General features: G+C 70.6%; 14 protein-coding genes. 4 read left to right on the forward strand and 10 right to left on the reverse strand.

Annotated elements, in window-relative coordinates; genetic code table 11:
- Positions 1-201 precede the first annotated feature (201 nt).
- Positions 202-750, forward strand: coding sequence for a GtrA family protein (locus ACWGIH_RS36000; protein ID WP_453449096.1), 549 nt, complete (start codon positions 202-204; stop codon positions 748-750).
- On the opposite strand, the gene ACWGIH_RS36005 is transcribed toward ACWGIH_RS36000, so the two are convergent.
- Positions 747-2,027, reverse strand: coding sequence for an ATP-binding protein (locus tag ACWGIH_RS36005; RefSeq protein ID WP_453449095.1), 1,281 nt, complete (start codon positions 2,025-2,027; stop codon positions 747-749). The genes ACWGIH_RS36000 and ACWGIH_RS36005 overlap by 4 nt on opposite strands.
- Before the next feature lie 177 nt (positions 2,028-2,204).
- Positions 2,205-2,882 (reverse strand): response regulator transcription factor, encoded by a 678-nt coding sequence (locus ACWGIH_RS36010; RefSeq protein WP_453449094.1) that lies wholly within the window; start codon positions 2,880-2,882, stop codon positions 2,205-2,207.
- 475 nt (positions 2,883-3,357) lie between these two features.
- Between ACWGIH_RS36010 and ACWGIH_RS36015 the strand changes: the two genes are divergently transcribed.
- Both ACWGIH_RS36015 and ACWGIH_RS36020 read left to right on the forward strand, forming a co-directional pair.
- Positions 3,358-4,884: a peptide MFS transporter gene (locus ACWGIH_RS36015; protein WP_453449093.1), complete on the forward strand. Its 1,527-nt coding sequence runs from the start codon at positions 3,358-3,360 to the stop codon at positions 4,882-4,884.
- Positions 4,885-4,989: 105 nt separating this feature from the next.
- Complete coding sequence (locus ACWGIH_RS36020) at positions 4,990-5,832, forward strand: alpha/beta hydrolase (RefSeq protein ID WP_453449092.1); 843 nt, start codon at positions 4,990-4,992, stop codon at positions 5,830-5,832.
- A 132-nt stretch (positions 5,833-5,964) separates the two neighbouring features.
- Here ACWGIH_RS36020 and ACWGIH_RS36025 read toward each other — a convergent pair whose 3' ends face one another.
- From ACWGIH_RS36025 to ACWGIH_RS36050, 6 genes are all read right to left on the reverse strand, one after another.
- Positions 5,965-7,302, reverse strand: a complete 1,338-nt coding sequence (locus ACWGIH_RS36025) for a hypothetical protein (protein ID WP_453449138.1) — start codon at positions 7,300-7,302, stop codon at positions 5,965-5,967.
- Entirely contained in the window at positions 7,302-8,453 is a 1,152-nt protein-coding gene (locus tag ACWGIH_RS36030) for a hypothetical protein (protein WP_453449137.1), read from the reverse strand. Before ACWGIH_RS36030 ends, ACWGIH_RS36025 begins: the two co-directional genes overlap by 1 nt.
- Before the next feature lie 59 nt (positions 8,454-8,512).
- On the reverse strand, positions 8,513-9,493 hold the full coding sequence (locus ACWGIH_RS36035; protein WP_453449091.1) for a COG1470 family protein: 981 nt from the start codon (positions 9,491-9,493) through the stop codon (positions 8,513-8,515).
- A 109-nt stretch (positions 9,494-9,602) separates the two neighbouring features.
- Complete coding sequence (locus tag ACWGIH_RS36040; protein WP_453449090.1) at positions 9,603-10,337, reverse strand: LPXTG cell wall anchor domain-containing protein; 735 nt, start codon at positions 10,335-10,337, stop codon at positions 9,603-9,605.
- Positions 10,338-10,518: 181 nt separating this feature from the next.
- A complete protein-coding gene (locus tag ACWGIH_RS36045; protein ID WP_453449089.1) occupies positions 10,519-11,037 on the reverse strand; it encodes an ATP-binding protein in 519 nt (172 codons plus the stop codon).
- A gap of 276 nt (positions 11,038-11,313) precedes the next feature.
- Positions 11,314-11,682 (reverse strand): STAS domain-containing protein, encoded by a 369-nt coding sequence (locus ACWGIH_RS36050; protein ID WP_451221278.1) that lies wholly within the window; start codon positions 11,680-11,682, stop codon positions 11,314-11,316.
- A gap of 238 nt (positions 11,683-11,920) precedes the next feature.
- Here ACWGIH_RS36050 and ACWGIH_RS36055 point away from each other — a divergent pair, with 238 nt between their 5' ends.
- A complete protein-coding gene (locus tag ACWGIH_RS36055; RefSeq protein WP_453449088.1) occupies positions 11,921-12,892 on the forward strand; it encodes an RNA polymerase sigma factor SigF in 972 nt (323 codons plus the stop codon).
- 159 nt (positions 12,893-13,051) lie between these two features.
- Here ACWGIH_RS36055 and ACWGIH_RS36060 read toward each other — a convergent pair whose 3' ends face one another.
- Both ACWGIH_RS36060 and hutI read right to left on the reverse strand, forming a co-directional pair.
- Complete coding sequence (locus ACWGIH_RS36060) at positions 13,052-13,780, reverse strand: aspartate/glutamate racemase family protein (RefSeq protein WP_453449087.1); 729 nt, start codon at positions 13,778-13,780, stop codon at positions 13,052-13,054.
- 39 nt (positions 13,781-13,819) lie between these two features.
- Positions 13,820-14,995, reverse strand: a complete 1,176-nt coding sequence (gene hutI / locus ACWGIH_RS36065) for an imidazolonepropionase (protein WP_453449086.1) — start codon at positions 14,993-14,995, stop codon at positions 13,820-13,822.
- Positions 14,996-15,340 lie beyond the last annotated feature (345 nt).

The raw sequence follows: 15,340 nt of genomic DNA on the forward strand, positions 1-15,340 counted from the left end.
GCCTGTATCGGCCACCTCGGAACGGCCGGTTTCCGCGCACCGCACGGCCTCCCCCGTCACAGAGCCGCCACAGTGTGGAGGCGTCCCCGAGCGACGGGCGGGGTCGCTGGTTAGCATGGCTGGGTTGACGCGACCGAATCACCACATACGTCGACGAGGACGAGACCGAACGAATCGACGACGGGGGTTGGGGCGACCACCATGACGGAACGTGGCGCACTACGGGTGCGACTGGAGCAGCTCGCGCGCGAAGTGGCCAAGTTCGGAGCCGTGGGGGCGCTGGGCACGCTGGTGAACTTCAGCGTCTCGAACCTGCTGTGGCACACCACCGACCTGCAGGCCGTGCGGGCGAACGTGATCGCCACCGTCGTCGCCATCGCCTTCAACTACGTGGGCTTCCGCTACTTCACGTACAAGGACCGCGACAAGAGCTCCCGCACCAAGGAGCTCACGCTGTTCCTCGTCTTCAGCGCGGTCGGCCTGGTGATCGAGAACGGCGTCCTGTACGCGGCGATCTACGGCTTCGACTGGGACAGCCCGTTGCAGCGCAATGTCTTCAAGTTCGTGGGCATCGGCATCGCCACCTGCTTCCGCTTCTGGTCCTACCGCACCTGGGTCTTCAAGGCGCTGCCCGCAAGGGAGACCGTCGCCCGTGCGGAATCGTTCCTGGACGACGGCTCCACGGCGCCCACGGCGTCCACGGCCGTGGCGGCCGACCGGAAGCGCCCGGCCGGGCGAGGCACGCGCTAGCGCACGGTCTCCTCCTCGTGCCACCGGTCGCGCTTCTGCGGCGGTGTACGCGACAGGAACAGGGCGAAGACCGGCGGCCTGGTCTGCAGCATCTCCAGACGGCCGCCGTCCGCCTCGGCCAGGTCCCGGGCGACCGCGAGGCCGATGCCCGTCGAGTTGCGGCCGCTGATGGTGCGCTCGAAGATCCGCGCGCCGAGATCGGCAGGGACGCCGGGCCCGTCGTCGGTGACCTCGATGACCGTCTGGTTGCCCGTGACGCGGGTCCGCAGGGCCACGGTGCCGCCTCCGTGCATGAGCGAGTTCTCGATGAGGGCGGCGAGGACCTGTGCGACGGCCCCCGGGGTGCCCACGGCCCGCAGATGCCGCTTGCCCGAGCTGACGATGGCGCGGCCCGCGCTGCGGTAGGCCGGCCGCCACTCCTCCAGCTGCTGCTTGATGACCTCGTCCAGGTCGAAGGAGACGGCGGAGCCCGTGCGCGGGTCGCGTGAGTTCGTGAGCAGCCGCTGGACGACGTCGGTGAGGCGCTCGACCTGCGCGAGCGCGATCGTGGCCTCCTCCTTCACCGTGTCCAGGTCGTCGGTGACGGTGATCTCCTCCAGGCGCATGGAGAGGGCCGTCAGGGGCGTACGCAGCTGGTGCGAGGCATCCGCGGCGAGGCGGCGCTCGGCGGTCAGCATCCGGGCGATCCGCTCGGCACTGCCGTCCAGGACGTCCGCGACGCGGTCGAGCTCCGGCACCCCGTACCGCTTGTGGCGGGGCCTCGGGTCGCCCGAGCCGAGGCGCTCGGCGGTCTCCGCGAGGTCGGTGAGGGGCGAGGCGAGGCGGTTGGCCTGGCGTACGGCGAGGAGTACGGCGGCGACGATCGCCAGGAGGGCCACGGCGCCGATGATCAGCAGGGTGCGGCCGACCTCCTGGGTGACCGCGGTGCGCGGCTCCTCGACGGTGACCTTCTCGCCCTCCTCGCCCGTGGCCGTGTCGCGGATGACGTCGCCGGTGGGGCGGGAGCCGATCTCGATGGGGGCGCGGCCGGGGATCTCGATGAGGGCGTAGCGGTCGGTGTCGACCGCGGCCACGTCCCGCAGGATCTCGGCGCTGATCCGTTCGTCGCTGATGAGCCTGCTGTCGACGACGCTCGCCAGGCGGAACGCCTCGCTCGTCACTCGCTCCTGGGCGCTGCTGCTGATGGTCCTCGTCTCGACGATGACGAGGCTGACGCCGAAGACCGCGATGACCACGAGGACTACGGCGAGGGTGCTGCTGATCAGTCGGCGGCGCATTCACTCAGTGTCGCCGATCGAAGCCCCGTCAGGGGCGCGGGGAACTGCGCGGCCGGCCACGACGCGCCCGCGGACGCGTCCGCCCACAGACGTTCCACGGCGGGTGCGGGTGTCTTCGGGTTGCTCGCGCAGTTCCCCGCGCCCCTACGGGGCACTGCCCAGCGCCCAGGGGCGAGATCAGCTCTTCTCGAAGCGGAAGCCGACGCCCCGCACCGTCGCGATGTACCGCGGGGCCGCCGCGTCGTCGCCCAGCTTCTTGCGCAGCCAGGAGATGTGCATGTCCAGGGTCTTGGTGGACGACCACCACGTGGTGTCCCAGACCTCGCGCATCAACTGGTCGCGGGTGACCACGCGCCCCGCGTCGCGGACGAGCACCCGGAGCAGGTCGAACTCCTTGGCCGTGAGCTGGAGCTCCTCCTCGCCCATCCAGGCGCGGTGCGACTCGACGTCGATCCGCACGCCGTGCGTGGCGGGAGCCTGCTGCGGCTCGGCCGCGCCACGCCGGAGCAGGGCCCGGACCCGGGCGAGCAGTTCGGCGAGGCGGAAGGGCTTGGTGACGTAGTCGTCGGCGCCCGCGTCCAGGCCGACGACGGTGTCCACCTCGTCGGCACGGGCGGTCAGGATGAGGATCGGCGCCGTGTGCCCCCCGGCGCGGAGGCGGCGGGCCACCTCAAGGCCGTCCATCCCGGGCAGCCCCAGGTCGAGTACGACGAGGTCGACGCTGCCCTGCAGCCCGGCGTCGAGGGCGGTCGGGCCGTCCTCGCGCACTTCGACCTCGTACCCCTCCCTGCGCAGGGCACGGGCCAGCGGCTCCGAGATGGACGCGTCGTCCTCGGCGAGCAGTACACGGGTCATGGGGTGATGGTAGTCCGCACCGGAGGAGCGCCGTGGGGTGATCGACCGCTGTCGCTCGACCCCTGCGGCTATGGGGTGCGATCCTGAGGATCACCTTGGAATGTGGGCTGGTGGTTCCACCGTAACCTGTGATCCATCTCTCAAGTCCTTCCATATGCCGCACTGTCGTGGCGTATGGTGACCCAACGCCTGATGCACTATGCAAGGACCTTTGGCCCACTGTGCGGCCTTAGGTCTCTTTTATGTGCGGGCCGGCTTCTGCCAGCCTTGAAAGGAATGACCTGTGGTCGGGCCCTGCGCGTGAGGATGCGCCCAGGGCGTGGATCTCGGAGTCGCCGTCCTGCGCCTTCCCCGAAAAGGGGCGCGAACACTCCCCGGGCGTGGGGGTGAGGGCGGTACGACCCCGGTGCCGACCGCCCCCCCACCGGGCGCGCACACGCTCTTGCCGCGCGTCCCGAACCACGAGGATCGACCCATGGCGTCCAGCCTGACGAAGGACTCCGCCGGTACCCCTGGCTCTGAGAAGACCTTCTTCGGCCACCCCCGCGGACTGGCCACACTGTTCATGACCGAGATGTGGGAGCGGTTCTCCTACTACGGCATGCGCGCTCTACTCGTGCTCTACCTGGTCTCCGGCGGCGCAGACGCGGCCACCGGCAGCCAGGGCGGCGGCCTCGCCTACACCGCGGCGACGGCCACGGCCATCTACTCGGTCTACGTGGCCATGGTCTATCTCATGGCCATGCCCGGAGGCTGGATCGGCGACCGCGTCTGGGGCGCCCGCAAGACCGTGGCCATCGCGAGCATCGTGATCGTCGCCGGTCACGTGTGCCTGGCCCTGCCGAGCTCGGCGATGTTCTTCGTCGGTCTCGCCCTGGTCGCGGTCGGCTCGGGTCTGCTGAAGGCCAACATCTCGACGATGGTCGGCCAGCTCTACAGCGACCCGAAGGACCTCCGCCGCGACGGTGGCTTCACGATCTTCTACATGGGCATCAACCTCGGCGCCTTCGCCGCGCCCTTCGCCATCGGCATCCTCGGCGAGAAGGTCAACTGGCACCTGGGCTTCGGCCTGGCCGCGGTCGGCATGGCGCTCGGCGCGATCCAGTTCATGCTCGGTTCCCGCCACCTGTCCGCGGAGAGCAGCCTGGTCCCGAACCCGCTGTCGGCCGAGGAGAAGCGCGGCGTCATCGTCAAGACCCTCGGGGCCGTCGCCGTCATCGCGGCGTTCTACCTCGTCGTGGCCTTCACCGACGTCTACCGGCTCACCCTCAACTGGGCGCTGCTGCCGATCACCGTGGCCGGTCTGCTGATCCCCGTCGCGGTCCTGGTCAAGATCAAGCGGGACAAGGAGCTCAACACCGAAGAGCAGACGAAGATGACGGCGTTCATCTGGTTCTTCGTGGCCGCCGCGATCTTCTGGATGATCTTCGACCAGGGCGCGTCGACGCTGTCCCTCTTCGGTGACTCCCACACCTCCCGGGACATCTTCGGCTGGGAGATGCCGAACACCCTGTTCCAGTCGCTGAACCCGGGCTTCATCATGCTGCTCGCCCCGGTCTTCGCCGCCCTGTGGATCAAGATGGCCCGCAGCAACCGCGAGCCCAGCACCATCGTGAAGTTCTCCTTCGCCCTGGTGATGGCCGGCGCCTCGTTCTTCGTGTTCCTCATCCCGATGGGCATGGCCACCGGCGACACGAAGGTCACCATGTGGTGGCTGGTGCTGATCTTCCTGATGCACACGGTCGCCGAGCTGTGCCTGTCCCCGGTGGGCCTGTCGCTGACCACGAAGATGGCGCCCGCGAAGTACGCCTCCCAGATGATGGGAGTCTTCTTCCTCGCCGTCACCGCGGGTGACAGCGTGACCGGCATGCTCGCCATCGCCGGTGTGGACCTCAACGGCCAGGGCATGGTCGCCCTGGAGGCCGCGGCCGCGGTGCTCGCCGGCTTCTCGGTCTACATGGCCCGCAACAAGGTGAGCGCGCTCATGGGTGACGTGCGCTGATCCGCACACCCCCGCACTCGAACTGAGGGCCGCCGCACCACCCGGTGCGGCGGCCTTTGGCGTTTCTGCGGGTGCGGGCCCGCGGGGCGGTGGAGCATCTGGGCCATGCGCATGCGTCGTACGTTGCCGGCCCTCGCCCTCTGCGGGGCGTTGCTGTCGTCCAGTGCCGCCTTCGGGGCGGCGCCCGAGCCGTCGCCGGTCCGGACCTTCTCGTACGGGGAACACGCCCGGCAGAAGATCACCGTGTACGGCGACCGGTCCGGGCGCCCGGCCCTGATGATCCTGCACGGCGGCTCCTGGGTGCGGGACACCGACTGGAGCGGGCGGGCGCGGTGGTTCGCGGCGCGCGGGTTCACCGTGTACGACACGGACTACCGGCTCGCCACCGACGCCGCCTGGCCCGCGCAGCGCGACGACGTGCTCGCGGCCCTGCGGTGGGTGAAGCGGCGTGGCGGCGCCGCGCCCGTGGTCCTCGGTTCCTCCGCCGGCGGGCATCTCGCCGTCAGTGCGGGGGCCTACGGAGCGGGGCGGGGGCGGGTGCGGGCCGTGGCGGCGCTCTCGCCGGTGGCCTCGCCCTACCGCGCCTGGACGGACGGCGGGATGCGCGCCGCCTCGCCGGCCCAGCGCAAGCTGCGGCGGACGGCGGAGCTGCTCGCGGGGTGTGCGCCGGACCGGGCCTCCGGGCCGTGCTGGAAGAAGTGGGTCGACCTGGTGGCCAAGTCGCACGCCTCCGGCAAGGACGACGCGCCCCTGTACCTCACGCACTCGGCGGCGGACTTCGTGCCGGTCGCACACTCCACGGACCTCGCGCACCGGCAGACGATGGCGGGGATGCGGGACGTCACGGTGCGGATCGTGCCGGGTACGGCGCATGGGGGTGAGCTACTGCGTGATCCTGCGGTCACACAGGCCGTGCTGAGGTGGCTCAGGGAGCACGCGTCCCGATAGGGGCGCGGGGAACTGCGCGCCCAGCCGACGGCGGCCTGCGGTCGACGCGGACGCGTCTGCCTACGGCGGCTGGTCGGCGGGTGCGGGCCGCCCTGGGCCGCTCGCGCAGTTCCCCGCGCCCCTTCGGGCGCGTCAGCGCAGGCCGCGCCTCCGCCCGGGGAGGAACGTGAAGACCGCACCGCCCAGCAGGATCACGGTGCCGGCGACGAGGCCGAGCGCGCGCAGGGTGCCGTCGTTCTCCGCACCGGTCTCGGCGAGGCCGCCGCCGGTCGAGGACGACCCTCCGGCGGAGCCACCCGTGTCGGAGCCGCCCGCGGAACCCGAACCGCCGGCCGCGCCGCCAGGCTGCGCCGCCGTGTCGATCTCCAGGGACACCTCGGCCTTGGACGGGGTGCAGGTCGTCGTCGTACCGAGTGCCTTGACCGTGAGGACGCCCGGCGAGAGCGTCGACTTGCCGTCGGCGCCCGGCTTGTACGTGCCGGTCAGGTCAGGGATGGTCATCGGGTCGCCCGACTTGATGGGCTCCTTGTTCGTGGGGCCCTCGACGTGCACCGTGCCCTTGTCCGCGCCGCCCAGCTTGACCTCCATCGACGGCTTCACGGAGTCCGCGGGGATGTCGGCGGGGCTGTCCATGACGGACTTCTTGAACTCGACGGTGAGGCCGTAATTCCCGCCGTCCTTCTTGGCGTTGATCTGGACGGGGGACGTGGCGTCCTTGTCGCCGATGGGCGTCTTGCACTTGTAGGGGGTCTGGACCTCCTTGCCGGGGAAGTCGGTCCCGCCGCCACCGCCACCGGTGGAGCCGCCGCCCGTGTCACCACCGGTCGTGGACCCGCCGGAGGTGGAGCCGCCGGACGTGGAGCCACCTGACGTGGACCCGCCCGAAGTGCTGCCCCCGGAAGCCGTGCCGCCCGAACTGCCGCCGCCCTCCGTCACCTTGATGGTCGCGCCCGCCTTGACCTCTTCCTTGGGCGTGCACTTGGTGTCGGTCGACATCGGCTTGCTGACGTTGATGTTGTACGCGCCCGGGGTGAGCGTGATGTCGCCCGCCTTGGTCAGCTTCAGCTTGCCCTTCATGTCGGACAGGATCATCGGGCTGTTCTTCTTGATCGGCGGGTTCACGCGCTCGCCCGCCACCGCCAGGTCACCGGTCTGGCCACCGCCCAGCTTGATCGTGCCGCTCGGCTTCACCGTGTCCTTGTCCAGGTCGAGGATGTCCGGGTTCTTGGACGCGGCCTCCGTGGTCTTCCATACGACCTCGACCTCATCGCCCACCTTCGCGGTGGCCGGCGCGGTGATCTCCACCTTCGTGGTGCCCTGCACCGGCGGCAGCCCCGATATCGACGGCGGAATGCACTCCGTCTTGTACGCCACCTCGGCCGCCTGCGCGGGACCCGCGCCCAGCAGGATGCCCGCCCCGCCGAGCAGCAGCGAGACCGAGGCCGCGCCCGCTCTCCGTCGTGTGCTGATCACGTGTTTCCCTTCGTCGTCGGGCTGTTCTCTGACGGTGCGGAGAGCTGTCCGGCTGCGGGTGCGGTCCCGGAGCCGGGGTCTGTGTCAGGGGTGAACCACGGGAGGGTGCCCGTGTTCGCGGCCGCGCCCTTGGCGGACGTGCCGGGTGTGGCGGACGTACCGGAGTCGCCGGTCTCGCGGGGCGGCTTCGTACGTGGCGTACGGGCCGCCTCGTCCGCCGCGACCGCCCCCTGGGACAGCCGCAACTTCGGTATGCGGTCGGTGAGTTCGGCGATCCTGCCGGTGCGGTGGCGCCCCGCGGGACGGGAGGCGCGGCTGCGGCGGCGGTGGGGCCGCAGCCTGTCGACCACGGCCATGCCGATGCGGAAGACGGCGGCCGGCACGACGACGCAGAGCAGGATCCAGAAGACGGTGACGCCCCACGGGCGTCCGACGCCCCAGGGCTGTTCGGCGAGCACCTTGCCGCCGAACTTCAGTGAGACGAGGTAGTCGCCGTGCGCCCCGGCCGACAGCTCGACGGGCAGCTTGATCTGGTCCTTCTTGCCCGGCGCGATGGTGCCGCGCCACTGCTGCTCCTCCCACTGCGGTGCGAACACGCCGTGCGAGGTGCCCACTTGGAAGACCGGGTCCTTGACCGGGGCGGAGCCGACGTTGCCCACGGTGAAGACGAACGTGCGGGACGGCGGGGCACCGAACCAGGTCAGGACGCCGCTCGACCCCTCGAGCCGTGTGTCGGTGAGGACGGAGAGTTTCCCGCCGCCCTGCTGCCTCGGCAGGGGCTTCACCGGATGCCCGGCGACCGCGAAGACGGCATCCGCCTGCGCCTTGTCCCCCGTGACCGTGGCCACGTGGACCACGCAGGGGCAGGGCTTGGGCGGCTCGGCCACCGGGAGCTTCTTGCTGAAGGCGCCCTTGCCGTCCGTGGTGACGGCGCGGCCGCTGTCGTTGGCGCAGGAGTTCGTGCCGCCGGGCACGCCGTCGGCAGGGGTGGACTGGCCGCAGACGAGCATCATCAGGAGGGCGTTCGGCCGCCACCCCTTTCCCTTGACGGTGATGTCACCGCCCTTGCCCGCCTCGGTCTTGGAGAGGGTGAGGGACGGTTTCTCGGCGGCGGTGGCCCCCGCCGCCGGGAGCAGCACAAAAGCCATGGCCGCGAGCACGGCGGTCACGGCGACGCACCGCTTGACCGCCCACAACGGGTTGCTGTTCACAGCTGCTCTCCCTCTGCCGTCCCCACTCCCGCCAACTCCGGTTCCGTGACGCCCTGTTCGGGTTCTTCGTCCGGTGGAAGCCCCTCGGCCGCCCCGCCGCGTCTGCGTACGAACCAGACGCCCGCCGCCACCAGGCCGAGCACCCCGGCCCCCACCCCCGCCACCGCTCCCCACGGCACGAAGCGGGCCGATGCCGTCGCCTCGCCGTGAGCTCCGCCCGATGCCGTCACCGTGAGCGTGACCTCGACGGAGTCCAGCGCGGGGGCGTCCTTCCACGGTTCCGTCAGGGTGACCCTGCGGCCGGGGAGGAGTTCCACGGGGAGCGTGCGGGGCTTCCGGTCGAGCAGCGGTCCGAACACGCCCTCCGCGCGGACCTCGAGCCTGGGGGTCAGGACTGTGTTGCCGCGGTTGACGACGTCGTACGAGATGCGCCCGCCCTCGGCCCGCACGCGCTCGACCGTGAGCGCGGCCAGCGTCGGACCGCTCACCCGCAGGTGCACGCGGACCCCGGCGTCACGGCCGCCCTCCCGCGCGACGACCGCCCCGGGGTGGTCGCCGGGCACCGCGCTCTCGGGGATGCTCACGCTGAACGGCACCTCGGCGCGGGTGCGCGGCGGCACCTTCACCTTGCGTTCGGCGAAGGTGATCCAGGAACCGGTGTCCTTCGGTGCACCCCGCTCCAGGACGTACGCGCCGCCCTTGGTGTTGTCCGCGTCCGCACCGCTCAGCTCCACCGTGCGCGGCTCGGACCCGGGATTGGTGACCGTCACCGTGTCCTCCAGGACGGAGCCGGGCGTGCCCTCCACGTAGAAGTACGGCCGCCCGTCCTTGGCCGGCCGCGTCCCTCCTCCCGCGGAGGGCGCGACGGACCACGCCCCGGAGTCGTCGGCGGACGCCCCGGTCGCCGGCGCCACGCCCGTCACCAATAGGGCCACGGCCACGGTGACGGCTCGGGCAACGGACAGCAGCGACGGCATCGGCGGCTCCTGGATCTGCGTACGCTTCGTACGCCTTGCACGTTTCGTACGCGTCGTGCGCGGGGATCGGACGGGGCGCGCGGCCCACCGCGTCCCCGCGACGCCGCGCCTAGCGCGACCGGGCCGCCTGGTTCCTGCGGGTCAGCCAGAGCGCGCCCGCCGCGCCCGCGAGCAGCACCGTGCCGCCGAGGGTGCCGAGCGCGATGGCGGAGTCCGCGGGGCCGGTCTGCGGGAGCTCTTCGCCGCCGGACGGGGCGCTGGCCGAGCCGCCGTCGTCCGTCGTTCCGCCTCCGGAGCCGCCGCCCGTGGTGCCGCCTCCCGAGCCGCCTCCTGAGCCCTTCACGTCGAGCGAGAGGGCGGGCTTGGGGCTGTTGGACGGCGTGCACGTCGTCGTGGTGCCCAGCGCCTTGATCGTCAGGACGCCCGCGGTGAAGGTGACCTTGCCGCTCTTCTTGGGCGTGTACGTCCCCGACAGGTCGCTGATCTTGATGGGGGTGTTGGCGGGGATGGCCTTGTCGTTGGGCGCTCCGGACACCGGTACCGTGCCGCTCTCCGCGCCGCCCAGTTTGATGAGCGCGCTCGGCTTCATCGCGCCCTTGCCCAGTTCCACGGGGCTGGAGGAGACGCCCTTCTGGAAGGACATGGTGAGCTTGTAGCCGCTGCCGCTCTTCACGCTCTTGATGTCGATCGGCGAGACCGCGCCCTTGTTGCCGATGGGCGTCTTGCACTGGTAGTTGACGTCCTGGACCTCGGCCTGCGCGGCGGGGGCGGCCATCAGCACCGCCGAGCCGCCGGCCAAGGCCGTGGCAAGCGCGAGCGCGACCCTTCGTTTCTGGTGATACACCTCGAGATCCCCTCATGCCGGTCGTGGCGTGCCGCGGGGTGCGGATTTACTGACGGCACATCAGATTGGGCGCTCAAGGTACGCCCGGGGCCTTGCCGAGGGAAGACAAAGAACGCGCCGGATCTCAATGATCCGGCGCGCGTACGAACCGTGGGTAACCCAAGGGGGAACTGAGCGGGCCCTACACGGGCGCGCTCAGCTCGGCCCACACCGTCTTGCCCGGCACCCCCGGGGTGCGGGCAACCCCCCAGTCCAGGCAGAGCCGCTGGACTATGAACATCCCGTGTCCGCCGGGACGGCCGGCGCGGTGCGGGGTGCGGGGCGTGGGCTGACCGGCGCCGCGGTCGGACACCTCGATCCGCAGCACCTTGCTGTCGGAGGAGAGCCAGAGCTCGTCGGGGCCCTCGGCGTGCAGGCACGCGTTGGTCACCAGCTCCGACACGACGAGGAGGACGTCCTCCGCGGCGGCACGCTGATCGGCGCCCGCCGCGGGCAGCCAGCCCCACGCCTGCAGCGACTGGCGCGCGAAGTCCCGGGCGAGCGGCACGATGCCACTGGCGCCGTTCAGGCTCAGCCTGCGGACCTGGCGACCCTGACGGACCGTGGCCGCCGGGACGGCCTGGTCCGCGGGGGCGGCCGCGAGGACGGCCTCGGGCTCCGGGCCGCGGTCGCCCGGCGAGCAAGGCCGGGTGGTGCTCATCAGCGCTTCACCTCACCGACAAGAGGACTCTGGACAAGGAACTGGACAAGAAGCAGGGCTCCAAGAGGGGTCATCGGCTGCTCGGCCGTTCCGGCTGTTGATTTGGCAACGATGGTGCGCGGACCGCTGTCGACGTATCCAGGGTGTCTCCTGCCCGGCCGAACCGTGAGAACACCCACTTATTCGACGCTACCCGTGTGACACTCGTAACGCGGTGATCACATAGAGACAGCCGGCGCGTAACCCTTGAGCACGCTCCGTCAGCGGACCGCCCGGTCAGTCGGCCAGCGCGTCGGCGAGCGTCTCGTGGACACTGAAGACCGCCTCGGCCCCGGTGATCTCGAAGACCCTGGCCACCACCGGCAGCATCCCCGCCAGATGTACCCCACCTCCCGCTGCCTCGGCCTTGAGCCGGGCCCCCAGTAGGACATTGAGTCCGGTGGAGTCCATGAACTCCAGGCGCGAGCAGTCGACGACCAGGCGTGAGAAGCCGTCGTCGAGGCATGCCTCGAGTGGCTCACGCAACAAATCGGCGGTGTGGTGATCCAACTCACCCGCCGGAGTAACGACGACGCTCGGGCCTTCTGCCCGGACTTCGACCAGAAGCCGGCCCCGATGCGCGCTACCGACTGTCCCGCGGTCCATTCCGTCACTCACTTCCGACCGTCGTGGCTGTTGATGACGCCCCTGAACATTACGCCTTCCTCACGCCCTCGGGTACCCGAACATCCCCCCGAAATCGGACATTTAGCCGCACAACGCACTTGCGACCGGGCTGTGGAACCGGGTAGGGGTAGAAGAGACAGTAATCAACACTGACGGCTTTGGAGGCGCCGCACACCGCAGTGCACGTATTGGCATCGGCAGCCATATGCCGAGAACGATGGAGGACACCATGTCACCCCGGCTCGACGAATCGCGCACTGACCGAGCGACGTCGACACTCCCACCGCACCGTATCGAGACCGAGATCCCGGGTCCCCGCACGGAAGCCACGCCCGGCGAACTCCCGGACCTGACGGCCGCAACGGAGGCGGAAGCCCTCGAAGGGCTCGCCGACCTGCCCGAGATCCCGCCGTTCGACGAGGTGGGGCCGCTGGATGCGAGGGCTCTGTCCAAGACCCTCTTCGAACGCCTCGAATCGCTCGAGGAAGGCACACACGAGTTCGCGTACGTCCGCAACACGCTGGTCGAACTCAACCTCGCCCTGGTCAAGTTCGCCGCCTCCCGGTTCCGCTCCCGCAGCGAGCCCATGGAGGACATCATCCAGGTCGGCACCATCGGCCTGATCAAGGCGATCGACCGCTTCGAGCTCAGCCGAGGCGTCGAGTTCCCCACCTTCGCGATGCCGACCATCGTCGGTGAGATCAAGCGCTTCTTCCGCGACACGAGTTGGTCGGTGCGCGTCCCGCGCCGCCTGCAGGAACTCCGACTGGACCTCGCCAAGGCGGGCGACGAACTCGCCCAGCAATTCGATCGCGCCCCCACGGTGGGCGAGCTCGCCGAGCGCCTGGGCATCTCCAACGACGAGGTCGTCGAGGGCATGGCCGCGTCCAACGCCTACACGGCGAGCTCGCTGGACGCCCAGCCCGAGGAGGACGACTCCGAGGGCGCGCTCGCGGACCGGATCGGCTACGAGGACCACGGACTCGAAGGCATCGAGTACGTCGAGTCGTTGAAGCCGCTGATCGCCGAACTGCCGCCGCGCGACCGGAAGATCCTCTCGCTCCGCTTCGTCGCCAACATGACGCAGTCGGAGATAGGCGATGAGCTGGGCATCTCGCAGATGCACGTCTCGCGACTGCTGTCACGCACCCTGGTCAAGCTGCGCAAGGGATTGACTGTCGACGAGTGAGGTTTGCGCGCCGCTCGGCGTTTTTCACGGGTCCTGGACCGCCGCTTCGCGCCGGATCATTCCCACCCACCCACCCGTTTGCCCCGCGTCCAGGGGTGGGCGGGTGGGTTGCTTCTGTTCAGACTCCGGCCGGGTGGGGTAATTGCTTCTGTTCAGGTCTCAAGGTGCCGCCGCGGACCCGCGGTGCCCTGCAGCGGTCCCCTCCAGTGCTGCCGTCACCGCCGCCTCCGCGTGCAGGCGGGTCGTCGGGAAGACCGGCACCGGGCTGTGCTCCTGCCCGATCAGCAGCTCGATCTCCGTGCATCCCAGGATGACGCCCTCAGCTCCTTCCCGTACGAGATCTCCGATGACCCTCTGGTACCCAGCCCGGGACACCTCACTCACCACCCCCAGGCACAACTCTTCGTAGATCACCCGGTGTACGAGCGCACGGCTCTCCGCATCCGGCACCAGCACGTCGAGCCCGTGCGAGGCCAGCCGCTCCCGGTAGAAGTCCTGCTCCATGGTGAACGCGGTGCCGAGCAGCCCCACGCGCCGTACGCCGCCGCGCAGCACCGCGTCGGCGGTCGCGTCCGCCAGGTGCAGGAGAGGCACGGAGAGAGCCGCCTGGACCTGCTCGGCGACCTTGTGCATGGTGTTGGTGCAGATCAGCACGAGATCCGCCCCGGCCGCCTCCACCCCCTTGGCGGCCCGCGCGAGCACCTCCCCCGCTTCCTCCCACTCCCCCGCGACCTGCAGCCGCTCGATCTCGGCGAAGTCCACGGAGTACAGCACGCAACGAGCGGAGTGCAGCCCACCGAGCCGCTCCCGCACCAGCTCATTGAGCAGCCGGTAGTACTCGGCGCTCGACTCCCAGCTCATGCCCCCGATGAGGCCGATGGTCTTCATACGGCCAGGATCGCACCCGTCACGCACGGTCGAGTCGATTCAGCCGACCACCCTCGCGCCCCGGCGCCAGACCGCGCTGACCAGCGGGACGCCCGGGCGGTACGCGAGGTGGACGTGGCTCGGGGCGGCGAGGAGGGCGAGGTCGGCGCGGGCTCCCTCGCGGATCACGCCCACGTCCGTGCGCCGCAGGGCCGCCGCGCCGCCCGCCGTGGCGGACCAGATCGCCTCGTCCGGGGTCATGCCCATGTCCCGTACGGCGAGGGCGATGCAGAACGGCACCGAGGACGTGAAGGAGCTGCCCGGGTTGCAGTCCGTGGAGAGCGCCACCGTGGCGCCCGCGTCCAGGATGCGGCGGGCGTCGGGCCACTCGGCGCGGGTGGAGAACTCGGCGCCGGGGAGGAGGGTCGCCACCGTGTCGCTGTTCGCGAGTGCGTCGACGTCCGCGTCGGTGAGGTGCGTGCAGTGGTCCGCCGATGCCGCGTCCAGCTCTACGGCGAGCTGGACTCCGGGGCCGTACGAGAGCTGGTTGGCGTGGATGCGGGGGTGCAGGCCCTTCGCCTTGCCCGCCGTCAGGATCGCGCGGGCCTGGTCGCCGTCGAAGGCGCCCTTCTCACAGAAGACATCGATCCAGCGGGCGTGGGGGGCGCAGGCTTCCAGCATGGGGCCCGTGACCAGGTCTACGTACGCTGCCGGGTCCTCGGCGTAGTCGGGCGAGACGATGTGCGCGCCGAGGAACGTCACCTCGTCGGTGTGCCGTGCGGCGATGCGGAGGGCGCGGGCCTCGTCCTCGGTGTTCAGGCCGTAGCCCGACTTCGTCTCGAAGGTGGTGGTGCCCTGGCGGAGGGCCTCGTCGAGGTAGTGGGTGAGGTTCGCTTCGAGCGTCGCGTCGGTGGCGGCTCGGGTTGCGGCGACCGTCGTGCGGATGCCTCCCGCCGAGTACGCGCGGCCCGACATGCGGGCGTTGAACTCCTGGGTGCGGTCGCCCGCGAAGACGAGGTGGCTGTGGGAGTCGACGAAGCCGGGGATGGCGGCTTGGCCCCGCGCGTCGTGGGTCTCGTCCGCCGCGGGCGCCTTTGCGGCGGGGCCTGCCCAGGCGATCTTCTCGCCGTCCAGGACGACGGCGGCGTTCGTGAGGAGGCCGAGGGGGCTTCCGTCGCCCTGGGAGGGGTCGTTCGTTACGAGGCTGGCGATGTTGGTGATGAGGGTGGTGGGCATGTGGGGCTCCGGGGAGGCGGTGGCGGTGGCGGTAGCGGTGGCGGTACGGACGGTTTCCTTTTCCCCAACCCCGCCCCTTCCCGAAAACTCGCTGGCGCGAGGGCCTTGTACGTACCGTCATCACCGGCTCCGCCGAGTTCGTCCTCAAACGCCGGACGGGCTGAAAAGACAAACGGGGGCAGGGGGCGGATGCCGGGTGATCGGGTGGGTGGGTGGGGAGGTTCCGGCGCGAAGCGGCGGGTCAGGGCGCCGGGTCGACGCCGGGCGAGCGGCAAGTGCGTGGGGAGGTTCCCGCGCGGAGCGGCGGCGGAAGGGGGCCGGGGTCAAGCCCCGGTCCACCGGGGA

Source organism: Streptomyces sp. NPDC054872 (assembly GCF_053610705.1).